The following is a 14,851-nucleotide window of genomic DNA, read 5'->3' as shown; positions in this document are numbered from 1 at the left end:
CGCCCGTCCCGCGAAGCAGGGAGGTCCCATGTTGTCCGTCCGCAGACCGAGAGGCCGCCTCCTTCGCCGACTGGCGGTGGCACTCGCTCCGGCCCTGTTCACCGTCCTCGTCCCGCTCACGCCCCCGGCATCCGCCGCCGGCACCTCGGCGGCGGCCACCGTCTGCAACACGTACTGCGACGCCCGGGACCCCGCGCTCTCCCCGGGTGACCGCACACCGGTCACGGCGAGCATCTACTCCCGGTCGCTCGTCCTGCACTTCGATGACGCGGACGCCATGGGCTGGGCCTCCATCGACAACGGCAGCCCGGACGACGAGGTCTGGCTCGACCGTTCCTTCGACGGCGGCCGCTCCTGGAGCTCGGGCAGCAGACTCGGCGACACCACCGTGCCCAGCGGGCAACGGGGCTGGCGCACGCTCATGTACAACGTGGACGACTGGAACAACCTCGGCGTCGGCGCCCTGCGCGCCTGCGGAAAGGCGGCGGACCGGGCCGAGATCGCGTGCACCCCCTGGGCCCGCACCACCTGGAACGCGGGCGAGCCGCGCACCGCCGCGGCCACCGGTCTGATGACCTTCTACGACTACGGAACCGGCCTGTTCGACACCACCGGCTGGTGGAACTCCGCGAACGCCCTGACCGCGGTCATCGACAACATCCGCGTGACGGGCATGGGCAGTTACCGGTACGCGATCGCCCGCACCTACGACCTGAACATCGACGCCCAGGGCGGGCAGTTCCGCAACGACTACCTCGACGACACCGGCTGGTGGGGCCTCGCCTGGGTGGCTGCCTACGACCTGACCGGAGACAGCCGCTATCTCGGCACCGCCCGCGCCGACGCCGACCACATGGCCGCCTACTGGGACGGCACCTGCGGCGGCGGGGTGTGGTGGAGCACCGCGAGGACGTACAAGAACGCGATCGCCAACTCCCTCTACATCCAGCTCAACGCGGCCCTCCACAACCGCGTCCAGGGGGACACGACGTATCTCGACCGGGCCCGGGCAGGCTGGTCCTGGTTCCAGGGCGCCGGCATGATCAACGGCTCGCACCTGGTCAACGACGGCATCGACCTGGCCACCTGCGGCAACAACGGGCAGGCCGTCTGGTCGTACAACCAGGGCGTCGTCCTCGGCGCCCTGGCCGAGCTGTACCGGGCCACGGGCGACGCCCAACTGCTCACCGGCGCGCGGCAGATCGCCGACGCCGCCACCACGAGCTCCCTGCTCCACACCTCCGACGGCATCCTGCGTGATCCGTGCGAGAGCGGTGACTGCGGAGCCGACGGGCCGTCCTTCAAGGGCGCCGACGTGCGCGGCCTCGGCGAGTTCGACTCGCTGCTGCCGGACCACCCTTACACCGCCTACCTCAAGCTCCAGGCGGACCGCGCCCTCGCGAGCGACCGCAACGCCCTCGACCAGTACGGGCTGCACTGGTACGGGCCCCTCGACCAGGTGGACGCCGCCCGCCAGCAGAGTGCCGTCGACCTGCTCGACGCGGCGCCCTGACCCTGCGACGGCGTTGTCCGGATCACGTCCGGTGCACCAAATCCCCCTAGCCCACCGAAAGTATGGGCTTTCCCCCGTGCGAGCCCGGCAGTCGGCGAGAGGTGAAACCCGGTCCGCGGCGCACGACTTCGGCCAGCGCCGTCGCCGTCGGGCACCCGGCAGCCGGAAGGCCCACCACCCCGGCCTCCGCATTCCGTCCGTATACCGCCGAATCGGTGTGAGGTCACCGGCGGAGTCAAGCCAGGTCGTCCAACAGACGTGGAATCAGAACAGCACAAGGAAGGACGCCCTCTGGACACCCACGCCGACAAGTCTCAACATGGATAAGTAGACATCCGCCGTAGCGTGGGCGCACCGTGTCCGCGGCGATGAGGGGAGGCGCTGAGGGCTCAGCCATGGCCAGGTCCCTGTCGGACCTCATGCCGGCCGTCCTCGGCGGCTACGACCGCGCGCCGCCGGCGCCGAAGGAAGAGCCGGCCGTGCCGCGAGTCGCTGATCTCCTGCCCCCTCCGCCGACATCCTTCCTCAGAGAACTGCGTCCTGAATATCTGTTCCAACGGGGTGAATATCTTGAACCAGTCATCCACCGGCCCAGATCCAACGGATTGTGGAACGGCAAGAGTTCCCATTTCCTCCCTCCTGCCTGGTGATTCTCCGCGGTCCGAGGGACAGGACGAGAGGCATATCGCCCGCTTAGCCGAGATCGAGGAGCCGCTGCCACCGATTCTCGTCGAACGCCGCAGCATGCGGGTGATTGACGGGCTTCATCGTCTTTTCGCCATGGTGCTCAAAGGGCAGGAGACGATCGAGGTCGAGTTCTTCGACGGCAGCACGGAGGACGCCTTCCTCCGCGGGGTAACGGCCAATGTGACACACGGACTTCCGCTGTCGCACGCCGACCGGAAAGCGGCGGCCGCACGGATCGTCACATCGCACCCGCACATGTCCGATCGGGCCATCGCGCGGGCCTCGGGCCTGGGGGCCAAGACCGTCGCCGCCATCCGCCGCACTTCCGGTGACGCGGTGACCTGCGTGAACGCACGGGTCGGGAGCGACGGAAAGGTACGTCCGCTCAACAGCGTGGAGGGGCGCCTCAAGGCCGCCGAAGTCCTGGCCGAACGCCCGGAGGCCTCACTGCGCGAGGTGGCGCGGATAGCCGGAATCTCCCCGGCGACGGTGAGCGACGTACGCAAACGCATCGCGCTCGGCGAACTGCCGGTGGCCGTACGGCCCGGCGCGGACGACCCGCACGCCGACACGGCCACGCCCGCCCAGGAGATCGGTGTCAGAGGCAGCCGGAGTCCGAGACGACTCGAACAGGTCGATCCCGCCCCGGTACTCAGAAAGCTCCTGCGGGATCCTTCGCTGCGCCACAACGAAGAGGGACGGAACCTGCTGCGGCTGCTGCAGCAGAACGCGATCGCCATGTCGTCGGAACTGACCGTCGCGGTACCGCCGCACTGCAGAGAACTCGTGGTGAAGCTGGCCCGGCAGTACGCCGAGACCTGGTACGAGTTCGCGAAGGAACTCGACAAGTGCACCCAGGACGCGTCCCGTAGGGAGGCCTGAACCGGGTCCCGCGTTCGACGCCCCCGAGCACCCCGGCGGGTCACCCACCCCCACCAGGCATGATCACGGAAGGTGACAGGTGCGGGTGGGACCTCGGTTGACTCCTGTGACGGCTAACCGCTATTCATGAGCTAGCCGTTAGGGGGACGCATGCAAGACGTGGTGCTGGCGATGCTTGCGAAGGAGCCATCGCACGGGTACCACCTGCGTGAGTGGCTGCGGCGGGCGCTGGGTCCGCTCGGGGAGTCGATGAACGCGGGCCAGATCTACGTGACCCTGGCCCGGCTGGAGCGAGCGGGACTGGTCGTCCGCGAACAAACGGAAGGGCCGCCGGACCGGAAGGTGTACGCGCTGACACCGGCCGGGCAGCAGCGGGTGACCACCTGGCTGACCGAGGTGAGCTGGCCGAAACAGGACCTGGCCGAGCTGCACCTCAAACTCGCGGCGGCGCGAGCCGCCCGGCTCGCCGATCCGGTGGAGCTGGTGGCCGCGCACCGCCGCGAGTTACTGAGACGCCTGCGGCAGGCGCAGCGCGCACTGCTGGCCGAGCCGGAAGGTTCGGTCGCCGGCCTGCTGCTGGAGGGTGTCGCTCTGCGGCTCCAGGCGGATCTGCGCTGGTTGCGGGCCTGCGAGCAATTCTGGTCGAGGGTCGAGAACAAAGCTGAGGATGAATGAACCAGTTCCAGGCGGTGCTCCAGGCCCGCGACCTGTTAAGGACACATGGCCGAGGGGAGAGCCTGGTTCACGCGGTGGACGGCGTCGACCTGGACGTTCCGGCCGGTCAGATGCTGGCCGTCATGGGCCCCAGCGGCTGCGGGAAGTCCACCCTGCTGCATCTGCTGGGCGGTCTGGAGCGGCCCAGCGACGGAGAGGTGTGGCTGGACGGCCGGCGCATCGACGATCTCAGCGAACGGGCCCTGGCCCAACTGCGCCGTCGCTCCGTGGGTTTCGTCTTCCAGGCCTTCCACCTGGTCGAGGAACTCTCGGCGGCGGAGAACGTGGAACTGCCTGTACTGCTGGCCGGTCGCTCGCTGCGCACCGCCCGGCGTCGCGCGGACGAGTTGCTGGCACAGGTCGGGCTGGACGACCGTGCCCGGCATCTGCCCTGGCAGCTGTCGGGCGGACAGCGCCAGCGGGTGGCCATCGCCCGCGCCATGGCCAACGAGCCGCTGGTGCTGCTGGCCGACGAGCCGACCGGAAACCTGGACACCGCGGCCACCCTCGACGTGCTGCGGCTCTTCGAGGACCTGCGTGCCGCGGGACAGACCCTCGTGATCGTCACGCACGACGAGCGGGTCGCGGCCACCGCGGACCGGCTCGTGTCGATGCGCGACGGCAGGCTCGTCGACGACACCTGGATGGCGGACCGCAGGCAGCCGGTGGACGGCGTCCACGGCTGGGAGGGCTGACCGCCATGGGCCGCTTCCTGCTCGTGTTCCGCCTCGTCTGGTCCGATGTGCGCCGCCATCCCGGCCAGGCCGCGATGCTTCTCCTCTCCCTCTCGGTCGCCACCGGCATGCTCGCCCTGGGCGGGTCGCTGGGCGGGGCGACCGAGGCGCTCTACCGCCACACCCGCGCCGTCACGGCCGGTCCGGACGTGGTCGCGGTCTCCCCCGACAACTCCGCCGCCACGGCCCGCACCCAGGACGCGCTGACCAGCGACCCCGCGGTCACCGCCCACAGCGGTCCCTACCTCCAGTACTACTCGAAGCTCAAGGCGAAGGGCTCCACCTCGCACGTGGTGGTGACGGCCGCCGACGCCGAACCGGGCGCGGTGGACCACCCGCTGGTGACCTCGGGCACCTGGGTGCGCTCCGGAGGCGTCGTGGTCGAACGCGGCTTCGCCAACGCGCTGGGCGTCCGCGTCGGCGACCGCATCACCGTCGCCGGCCGCTCTCTGCCGGTCATCGGAACCGCCGTGAGCGCCGCCACCACCGTCTATCCGTTCGCGCAGCTGACCGGTCCCGACGGCGGGCCGAGCGACTACAGCGGCCTGGTCTGGATGACCAAGCAGGACACCAAGCCACTGGCCGCCAAGCATCTTTCGGTGTCCTCGCTCCTCTACCTCAAGCTGCGCGACCCGGACGCGACCCAGGCGTTCGTCAGCGCCCACCGCGGCCCCACGGTCTACGCGAACTTCCAGAGCTGGCAGTTCATGATCGGCCAGGACGCCACGATCATCGAGGGCAGCCAGCCCATCCTGGTCATCGGCAGCTGGCTGCTGAGCTTCCTCGCCATCGCCGGCGTGGCCACCCTCGCCGCGGGACGGGCCGCGAAGCAGACCCGCCGGGTGGGACTGCTCAAGGCCGTCGGTGCCACCCCGGGCCTCATCGGGGCCGTTCTGCTCACGGAGTACGTGACCCTGGCACTGCTCGCCGACGCACTCGGTCTGACGGCCGCGCGGTTCACCCAACCCGCCGTCGTCAACCCCACCGCCAGCCTGCTGACCACCACCGCCGGACCGAGCACCGGCACCATCATTCTCACCACGGTCGTCGCCCTGGCCGTGGCCATCCTGACCACCCTCGGCCCGACCATGCGCGCCCTGCGCACCGAAACCGTCGCCGCGCTCTCCGACACCGCACGCCAACCCGACCACCGGTCCCGCCTGACCCGGGTGTCCGCGATGCTGCCGGTCCCGGTCCTGCTCGGGCTGCGCCTGATCGCCCGCCGGCCCGGCCGCGCGTTCCTACAGGCCTGCAGCATCACGGCGACCGTCATCACGATCACCGCACTGCTGATCATCTTCGTCCAGCGCCAGGTGAGTTACGGCATCGACTCACCCCACCTGGGCAACCTCAAGGACGCTCAGAGCAGACACATGATCGTCGTCGTCGCCGCCGCGCTGGTCGTCCTCGCCGGCGTGAACACGCTCACGACCACATGGACCACGGCGTTGGAGGCCCGGCACACCATGGCCGTCGCACGCACCCTCGGCGCCACCCCCGGGCAGGTCACCGCCGGACTGTCCGCCGCACAGCTCCTGCCCACCGTGCCCGGCGCCCTCGTCGGCATCCCCCTGGGGATCGCGTTCGTCTGGCCCTTCAGCGCCGCGGGGACGGTCTACCCGCCCGCGTGGTGGCTGTTCAGCGCCGCGCTCGCGACGGTAGTGATCACAGCGGCACTCACCGCCCTGCCCGCCCGCATCGCGGCCCGCCGGTCCGTCGCGCAGACCCTCAGCGCCGAAATCACCTGAGCCGACCGAGGGAACCGAACCGACCGAGTGGCCTGAACCGACGGAGCGACCTGAGCCGGCTGAGTGATCTCAGCCGGCTCAGCTGCATGAACTGTACGAACGTCCGCCGGGTCCAGCCGGTCAGAGCGCTGCCCGGCGGATGGTGGCCAGCCAGGCATGAGCCTGCGTGCCGAACCGGGGGGCGATCGCGAACGTCTCCGGGACGATGCCGGCCACCTCCCACCCCGCGTCGAAGGCCCGGCGCAGCTCGGCCTGCGCTATGCGCCGGGGGCCGAGCGCGCCGGGCTGGCGGTCGCTGAAGCACATCAGATGGCAGGTGCCGCCCGGCTCCGTGACGGACGTGAGGCTGTCGACGTACCGTCGGCGTTCCTCGTCGTCGAGGACATGGAACATCCCCACGTCGACCACCGTGTCGAAGGTCGTCCCGAGGCTGCCGAGGTCGAGGACGTCACCGACCTCCAGGCGGACCTTCAGCCCACGCTCGTCGGCTTTCCGGCGTGCCCTGCCGACGGCGGTCGCCGAGCAGTCGATTCCTGTGGCCTCGGCACCGTGCAGAGCCGCCAGCAGGGTGTGGTCGCCGGTACCGCAGCCCGCGTCCAGCACACGTCCGGAGAGCAGGCCGCTCTCCGCGAGACGGACGAACGCCTCCTGCGGGCGCCCGGCCTCCCAGGGTGCCTGTTCCGATGCCTGATATATCGAGTCCCAGTCAGCCGACCGTGTCACCACGTCACAACCTCCCTCGCTAACGGCCCGGTTCCGCCGAACCAGCGGCGTCGTCCCGGCCCAGCCAGTCCGAAATACCGGCCCAGACCCGCGCCAGCACCTCAGGACGAGCCATCTCCGTGTGCTTGCAGGAAACGTAGGTCTCCGCCACCTCGCCCGAGACATGCGGCTCCCAGGCAGCCGCACTCGACGCGCCTTCCTGCTTGTCCTCGGTGGCGGTCACGAGCAGCATGTTTCCGTCGAAGGTGCCGATCTCGTGCTCAAGACTCAGCGTCGCGGCGTTCCTGAGCATGCGCGCGGCGCCGGGCCTGCGCGTCTCTTCCGCCCTGGCGAACTCCGCCTCGGCCCGGTCAGGGTCGTCCGGCGTCTCGTCCCGCACCCCGTCAGCGGGTTCCGGGTCGCCCGTCCTGAACGGCACCGCGTCCATGGAGACCAGTGCGCCGACCTCGTGGCCCGCGGCCCGCAGCTGCACCGCGATCTCGTGTGCGACGATTCCCCCGAGCGACCATCCCAGCAGGTGGTACGGGCCGGACTCCTGGACCGACCGCATCTGCCTGATGTAGTCCGCCGCCATTTCCCTTACCGAACCGGCCAGTTCGCCCGTGCCGTTCACGCCCCGGGCCTGGAGCCCGTAAAGCGGATACTCCTCCGGCGCATAGTGGGTCAGCGGTATGTAGCACCAGCTGAGTCCGCCGGCCGGATGGACGCAGAAGAACGGGGGCCGGCTTCCCGAAGGCCGGATCGGGAAGAGGACATCGAACTCGTTGCCCTCGTAGGGCAGATCCAGCCGGGTGACGAGCCCGGCGGGTGTCGGAGCCTCGAACACCGCACGCACCGAGAGGTCGAATCCGTGAAGGCGCAGTCGCTGCGTCAGCGACACCGCCAACAGCGAATGCCCGCCCAGCTCGAAGAAGCTGTCGTCGGCGTTGACCCGGTCGAGACCGAGAACGTCGGCGAAGACCCCGCACATGACTTCTTCGGCCGCTGTCGCCGGCGCACGGCCGCTGCCGACGGTCGCGTACTCGGGTGCGGGCAGGGCGGTTCGGTCGAGTTTGCCGTGGGCGGTCAGCGGCAGCTCGTCCAGGACCACGACAGCGGTGGGCACCATGTACTCCGGCAGCCGGTCACCCGCAAAAGCACGCAACCCGGCCGGCAGATCACCCCCAGCACCCTCCCCCGCCACCACATACGCCACCAACCGCTTGTCACCCGGCACATCCTCCCGAGCCACCACAACCGCCTGCCCCACCCCCACACACGACACCAGAACCGCCTCGATCTCCCCCGGCTCGATCCGCCGCCCCCGCACCTTCACCTGATCATCCGCCCGCCCCACAAAAACAAGCTCCCCCTCCGCCGTCCACCGCACCAGATCCCCCGTCCGATACATCCGCTCACCCGCCACCCCGAACGGACACGCCACAAACCGCTCCGCCGTCAACCCCGAACGACCCAGATACCCACGCGCCAGACCCACCCCCGCCACATACAACTCCCCCACCACACCAACCGGAACCGGCCCCAACCCCCCATCCAACACAAACACCCGCGTACCGAACACCGGCCCACCAATAGCCACCCGCCCAGCATCCACATCACACCGCCACAACGACACATCAACCGTCGTCTCCGTCGGCCCATACGAATTGAACATCACCCGCCCCGCCGACCACCGCTCCATCACCTCACGCGAACACTCCTCACCCGCAGCAACCACCACCACATCCCCACCCACACCACCCTCATCCACCACCGCCAACACCGCAGGCGGCAACGTCACATGCGTCACCCCCTCCCGCCCCAAAAACCCCACCAACCCCTCACCCAACCGCTCCCCCTCCGGCACCACCACCAACGCCGCACCCGTCAACAACCCCATCGACCACTCCCACCCGAACGTGTCAAAACCCGGCGACGCAAACTGCCCCACCCGACACCCCGGACCCACCCCCAACAACTCCCGATGACCCGCCACCAAACCACCAAACCCCCCATGAGACACCACCACACCCTTCGGCACCCCCGACGACCCCGACGTATACAACACATACGCCGCCCCACCCACCGACACCGGCCCCGACAACACCACCCCCACATCCACCCCACCCAACTCCGCCACCACCAACGGATCATCCACACACACCACCCCCACACCCAAACCCAAACCCTCAGGAAGCACCCCCACCAGACCAACCGACGTCACCACACACACCGGCCCCGCATCCCCCAACATGAACGCCACCCGCTCACCCGGATACGACGGATCCACCAACAAATACGCACCCCCCGCCTTCAACACCGCCAACAACGCCACCACCAGATCAACCGACCGCTCCAACACCACCGCCACCACACACTCCGCACCCACCCCACGCGACACCAACAACCCCGCCAACCGCGACACCCGCTCATCCAACTCCCCATACGACACACACTCATCACCACACACCACCGCCACCGCACCCGGATCCGACACCACCTGCGCCGCAAACAACTCCGGCACCGACAACCCCGACACCCCAGACACCCCAGACACCCCAGACACCCCAGACACCGGAACACCAACACCCCACCCCGCCAGAATCTCCTCCCGCTCACCCGCCGACAACACCCCCACCTCACCCAGCCCCACCCCAGCCCCCACACCCAACGCCCCCACCAAACCCTCCACCACAGTCCGCAACAAACCACACACCACCCCCGCATCCCCCGGCTCCACCACATCAACCGTCACCCCAAAACCAACACCCAAATCATCAACCGCCACAGCCAACGGATAATTGGTCCGCTCCTGTGCCAGGAACATGCGCATCCCCTGGCCCCCGACCGGCCTCTCGGTGTCACTGGCGCGCCCACCGTGGCGGTAGTTGAAGAGCGAGGTGAACAGCGGAGCCGACGCGGGTACACCGCTGGCCTTCTGAGCCAGCACGAGCGGGGCGTGCTCGTGCACCAGCAGGCCTGCCAACTGGGACTGCATCGCCCTGACCGCCGCGACCACGTCATGAGCCGCCGTATCGAGCCGCACCGGCAACGTGTTCATGAACGGGCCAGGAATCCGGTCCGCCCCACGACCAGCGTTCATCCGACCCAACAACACCGTCCCGAACACCACATCCGAACGACCCGACAGACTCGCCAACACCCGCGCCCACGCCACATGGAACAACGTCGCCGGACTCACCCCCAACCCACGCGCACCCTCCCGAATCCGCTCCGCCAGACCGTCCTCCAGGGTCAACCGCGCCCGCTTCAGACCGGTGCCATCGCCATGGGCGTCGGACAGACCGAACGGCAGCGTCGGCTCCGTCACGTCCCCCAACAGCCCCGCGAAGTACTCCTCGTGCTCCGCACGGGAGACCCCCAGCCTCGCCTGCGCCACGAAGTCACGGAACGGCAGCGGCGCCGGCAACTCGGCCCCGCGCCCCGCCATCAGCGTCGCGACCTCACCCATCACCACCTCCAGCCCCGTGTGGTCCTGAAGCAGGTGATGCACCTGTACCAGCGCCAGCCACCGCTCGTTGTCCGGCTCCGCCGCCACATGCACTCGCAGCAACGGCGCCCTGCGGAGGTCCATCCACTCGCCCGCCACAGCCAGCAACTCGGCGGCAGGTTCGATCCCGTTCGCCGACAGCGTCACCTCGGTGACCGGTACGGCCGCGTGCCGCCGCACCACCTGCACCGGTTCCGGCAACCCCTCCCACACCAACGCGGTCCGGTAGATGTCATGCCGGTCCACCACGCACTGCAACGCCGACAAGAACCCGTCCAACCGCTCACGCCCGTCAAAGACCAGCGTCATCGGCGCCAGGTACACATCCGCAGCGCCAGGCCCGGCCATCAGGTGGTGGAAGAAGATCCCTTCCTGAAGCGGGGCCAGCGGATACACGTCCGCCACGTTCGCCGCCCCGCCCTCCACCGCCGCACACACCAACTCCACCTGCGCAGCGGACAGATCGACCAACGGCAGCATCTCCGGCGTGATCACCTCCGCACCCTCCGGGATCCCGTTCGCCGGCACCTCCACCACACCACCGCCGTCGCCGGCCAACGCCAGCGCCGCCGGAGTGGGCGCCTCGAACAGCGCCCGCACCGACACACCCAGCCCTCGCTCACGCAACCGCTGCACCAACGACACCGCCAACAGCGAATGCCCGCCCAGCTCGAAGAAGTTGTCCTCCACCCCCACCCGCTCCAGGCCCAGCACCTCGGCGAACACCCGGCACACGATCTCTTCCGACACCGTGGCGGGCCCCCGGCCAGCGCCAGTCACCCCGTACTCCGGCGTCGGCAGCGCCGCCCGGTCCACCTTCCCGTTCACCGTCAGCGGCACCGCGTCCAGCACCACCACCGCCGACGGCACCATGTACTCCGGCAACCGCTCAGCGGCAAATGCCCGCACCCCCGCAGGCAGTCCACCAGCACGACTCCCCTCGGCCGCCACCACGTAGGCCACCAGCCGACTGCCGGCGTCTACAGCCTCGCGAGCGACCACCACCGTCTGCGCCACCCCAGGGTGAGCGGCCACCACCGCTTCGACCTCACCCGGCTCGACCCGGAAGCCGCGCACCTTGACCTGATCATCCACCCGGCCGGCGAACACCAACTGACCGTCGGCCGTCCAGCGCGCCAGATCCCCCGTCCGGTACATCCGCTCGCCGGATGCTCCGAAGGGGCACGCCACAAACCGCTCGGCGGTCAGGGCAGGCTGGGCCCGGTAGCCACGGGCCAGACCCGCCCCCGCCACGTACAACTCTCCCGCCACACCGGGCGGTACCGGCCGCAGCCATCGGTCCAACACATACATGCGCATGTTCGCCACGGGCCTGCCGACCGGCGGCGCGGCAACAGCGTCCTCCTCCACCGACGTGGTGGTGACCATGACCGTCGCCTCGGTCGGCCCGTAGGTGTTGACCAGGTGGCGACCGTCAGCCCATGCCCGCGCCAGCTCGCCGGTGAGCAACTCACCGCCCACCAGCACGCGTTGCAGACTCCCCACCGCGCCCGGGTCCATGACCGCCAGCAGCGACGGAACCACGCTCGCCACCGTCACCCCGGCCTTGTTCAGCGCCGCCGCCAGCAGTGCGGGATCCGCGCGTTCCGCCGTGGTCGCCACCATCAGCCGGCCGCCCGACGCCAACGTGACCGCCATGTCCAACACCGAACCGTCAAAGCCGAACGACGCGAACTGGAGCATTCCCGTCCCCGGCCCGACGCCGGTCACCGGGCCCAGGGCCGCCACCAGATGCACCACGGCAGCGTGCGAGACCACCACGCCCTTCGGCCATCCCGTCGAACCCGATGTGTACATCACGTACGCCGCAGCACCCGGCCGCCCCGCCATCGGCTCCCTGGCCGGCTCCACCGCCCGCCCGAGTTCGTCCATCCGCAGCACCGGTACGGCGACACCCGTCGGCAGTGTCGGCACCAGATCGCTGGTGGTCACCACGCACACGGGTCCCGCGTCGGCGAGTGTCGCCGCGACCCGCCCGGCCGGGAGTGCCGGATCAGCGAACAGATACGCACCCCCCGCCTTCCACACCCCTATCACCGCGGCCACCACGTCCACCGACCGCTGCATCATCAGGGCCACCAGCGACTCGGGGCCCACCCCCAGTTCCGTCAACACCTCCGCCAGCCGCGACGCCCGCTCGTCCACCTCCGCGTAGGTCAGTTGCTCAGCCCCGCAGATCACCGCCACCGCGTCCGGGTCCTCAGCCACCCGCTGGGCGAACAGCACCGGCCAGGTCACCTCCGCGACCGGCAGCGCCGTGTCGTTCCAGTCCGTCACCACCTTCTGTCGTTCGGCGTCCGACAGCACCGGCACCCGGCTCACCCGCACCTGGGCATCGGCAGCAACCGTCTCCAACACCCGCACCAGGCGCTCGGTGAGCAACGCGACCGTCTCCGCGTCGAACAGATCCGCCGCCCCGGTCACCGACCCCCGCAGTCCCAGCTGACGGCCGTCGCCGTCGGCCACCTCGCCGACCGTCACGTCCAGGTCGAACTTCGCCGGCGCCGGGCCGGCTGCCATCGGCGCCACCTGGAGGCCGGGCAGTTCCAGGGTCGCCTGTGCCAGGTTCTGCACGGTGAGCATGACCTGGAACAGCGGGTGCCGGGACAGCGACCGGTCCGGGGCCAGCAACTCCACGAGCCGCTCGAACGGCACGTCCTGATGTTCAACGGCAGCCAGGCTCGTCTCCCGTACCCGCTCCAGGAGACCGGCGAAGGTCGGGTCACCCGACACATCAGTCCGCAGCACCAGCGTGTTCACGAAGAACCCGACCAGATCGTCCAGCGCCTGGTCCGTCCGTCCGGCCACTCCTGTACCGACCGGGATGTCCTCCCCCGCCCCCAGCCGCGACAGCAGCACCGCCAACGCCGCCTGGACCACCATGAACATCGTCACGCCCTGGGCACGCGCCAACCCCGTCAGCCGCTGATGCACCTCGGCAGACACCTCGAACGCCGCGACATGTCCGTGATGCGACGCCACCACCGGACGCGGCCGGTCCACCGGCAGCTCCAGCTCCTGCGGGGTCTCGGCGAGCACCTTCCGCCAGTACGTCACCTGCCGGGACAGCACGCTCCCCGGGTCGCTCTCGCTGCCGAGCAGGTCGTGCTGCCAGAGGGTGTAGTCGGCGTACTGGACCGGCAGCTCCGCCCATCCCGGCTCACGGCCTTCGCGTCGCGCCGCGTACGCGACAGACAGATCACGGCCCAACGGGCCCATCGACCAACCATCCCCCGCGATGTGATGCAACACCACCACCAGCACATGCGCATCCGGGCCGGTCTCGATCAGCAGGGCCCGCAAGGGGATCTCGGCCCCCAGGTCGAACGCGTGCCTCGTCTCGGCCGCCACCAGAGCCGCCACGTCGTCCTCGGTGGCGGAGCCGACCTGACGCAGGACCTCACCCAACCCGCCCACGCCCAGCACGCGCTGGCACGGCTCCCCATCCGCCGTGGGGAATGTGGTGCGCAGTACCTCGTGGCGCTCGACCACGTCACGCAGAGCCGCCCGCAGCGCCCCGGTGTCCAGCGATCCGGTCAGGCGGAGCACGATCGGCATGTTGTACGTCGGGCTGGGGCCGTCCAGCTGGGCCAGGAACCACAACCGCCGCTGCGCGAACGACAACGGCACCCGCTCGGGCCGCTCCGTGTGCCGTACCAGACCGGCGCGCGAAGGACCCGCAGCGCCGATACGCAGTGCCAGACCCGCAGGCGTCGGTGCCTCGAACAGGGCCCGCACGCTCAGCTCGACGCCGAACACCGACCGCACCCGCGACACCAGCCGCATCGCCAGCAGGGAGTGCCCGCCGAGCTCGAAGAAGCTGTCGTCCATTCCTACGCGGTCCACACCGAGCACGTCGGCGAACGCCCCGCACATCAGCTCCTCGGCGACGGTGGCGGGCGCACGTCCGTCACCGGTCCTCGCGTAGTCCGGCACCGGCAGGGCGGCCCGGTCCACCTTTTCGTTCACCGTCAGCGGCAACGCGTCCAGCACCACCACCGCTGACGGCACCATGTACTCCGGCAACCGCTGCCCCACCAAAGCACGGAGCTCCGCGGGCAGGAGCCGATCCGCTTCCCCAGCACCGCCCCCCTCCGGCACCACATAGGCGACGAGGCGCTTGTCACCCGGGGTGTCCTCACGGGCAACGACGACGGCCTGGGCCACGCGGGGATGAGCGGCCAATACTCCCTCGACCTCCGCGGGTTCGACCCGGAACCCCCGGACCTTCACCTGCTCATCCGCCCGCCCCACGAACACCAACTCACCATCAACCGACCAACGGACCAGATCCCCCGTCCGATACATCCGCTCACCCGACGCCCCGAACGGACACGCC

General features: G+C 69.8%; 7 protein-coding genes. 5 read left to right on the top strand and 2 right to left on the bottom strand.

Annotation, left to right across the window (positions count from 1 at the left end):
* Positions 1–28: 28 nt before the first annotated feature.
* The 5 genes from IEZ11_RS24010 (at position 29) to IEZ11_RS23990 (ending at position 6,278) form a co-directional block, all read left to right on the top strand.
* Positions 29–1,513: a glycoside hydrolase family 76 protein gene (locus IEZ11_RS24010; protein WP_189264928.1), complete on the top strand. Its 1,485-nt coding sequence runs from the start codon at positions 29–31 to the stop codon at positions 1,511–1,513.
* A 780-nt stretch (positions 1,514–2,293) separates the two neighbouring features.
* Positions 2,294–3,082, top strand: coding sequence for a transcriptional regulator (locus tag IEZ11_RS24005; protein ID WP_229713311.1), 789 nt, complete (start codon positions 2,294–2,296; stop codon positions 3,080–3,082).
* A 150-nt stretch (positions 3,083–3,232) separates the two neighbouring features.
* Positions 3,233–3,757 (top strand): PadR family transcriptional regulator, encoded by a 525-nt coding sequence (locus tag IEZ11_RS24000; protein WP_189264927.1) that lies wholly within the window; start codon positions 3,233–3,235, stop codon positions 3,755–3,757.
* Entirely contained in the window at positions 3,754–4,491 is a 738-nt protein-coding gene (locus tag IEZ11_RS23995) for an ABC transporter ATP-binding protein (RefSeq protein ID WP_189264926.1), read from the top strand. Before IEZ11_RS24000 ends, IEZ11_RS23995 begins: the two co-directional genes overlap by 4 nt.
* Positions 4,492–4,496: 5 nt before the next feature.
* Entirely contained in the window at positions 4,497–6,278 is a 1,782-nt protein-coding gene (locus tag IEZ11_RS23990) for an ABC transporter permease (RefSeq protein WP_189264925.1), read from the top strand.
* A 120-nt stretch (positions 6,279–6,398) separates the two neighbouring features.
* On the opposite strand, the gene IEZ11_RS23985 is transcribed toward IEZ11_RS23990, so the two are convergent.
* A complete protein-coding gene (locus IEZ11_RS23985; RefSeq protein ID WP_189265164.1) occupies positions 6,399–7,001 on the bottom strand; it encodes a class I SAM-dependent methyltransferase in 603 nt (200 codons plus the stop codon).
* A gap of 19 nt (positions 7,002–7,020) precedes the next feature.
* On the bottom strand, positions 7,021–14,851 hold a 7,831-nt coding region (locus tag IEZ11_RS52005), incomplete at its 5' end, for a non-ribosomal peptide synthetase (protein ID WP_189264924.1).

The organism is Streptomyces fuscichromogenes, from assembly GCF_014645815.1.
Taxonomy (GTDB): domain Bacteria; phylum Actinomycetota; class Actinomycetes; order Streptomycetales; family Streptomycetaceae; genus Streptomyces; species Streptomyces fuscichromogenes.
This window is presented reverse-complemented; position numbering and strand designations above follow the sequence as displayed.

Bases quoted from the DNA above. Each gene is read 5' to 3' on its own strand.
- IEZ11_RS24000 (WP_189264927.1), top strand. From the start codon at position 3,233: ATGCAAGACGTGGTGCTGGCGATGCTTGCGAAGGAGCCATCGCACGGG.
- IEZ11_RS24005 (WP_229713311.1), top strand. From the start codon at position 2,294: ATGGTGCTCAAAGGGCAGGAGACGATCGAGGTCGAGTTCTTCGACGGC.
- IEZ11_RS23995 (WP_189264926.1), top strand. From the start codon at position 3,754: ATGAACCAGTTCCAGGCGGTGCTCCAGGCCCGCGACCTGTTAAGGACA.
- IEZ11_RS24010 (WP_189264928.1), top strand. From the start codon at position 29: ATGTTGTCCGTCCGCAGACCGAGAGGCCGCCTCCTTCGCCGACTGGCG.
- IEZ11_RS23990 (WP_189264925.1), top strand. From the start codon at position 4,497: ATGGGCCGCTTCCTGCTCGTGTTCCGCCTCGTCTGGTCCGATGTGCGC.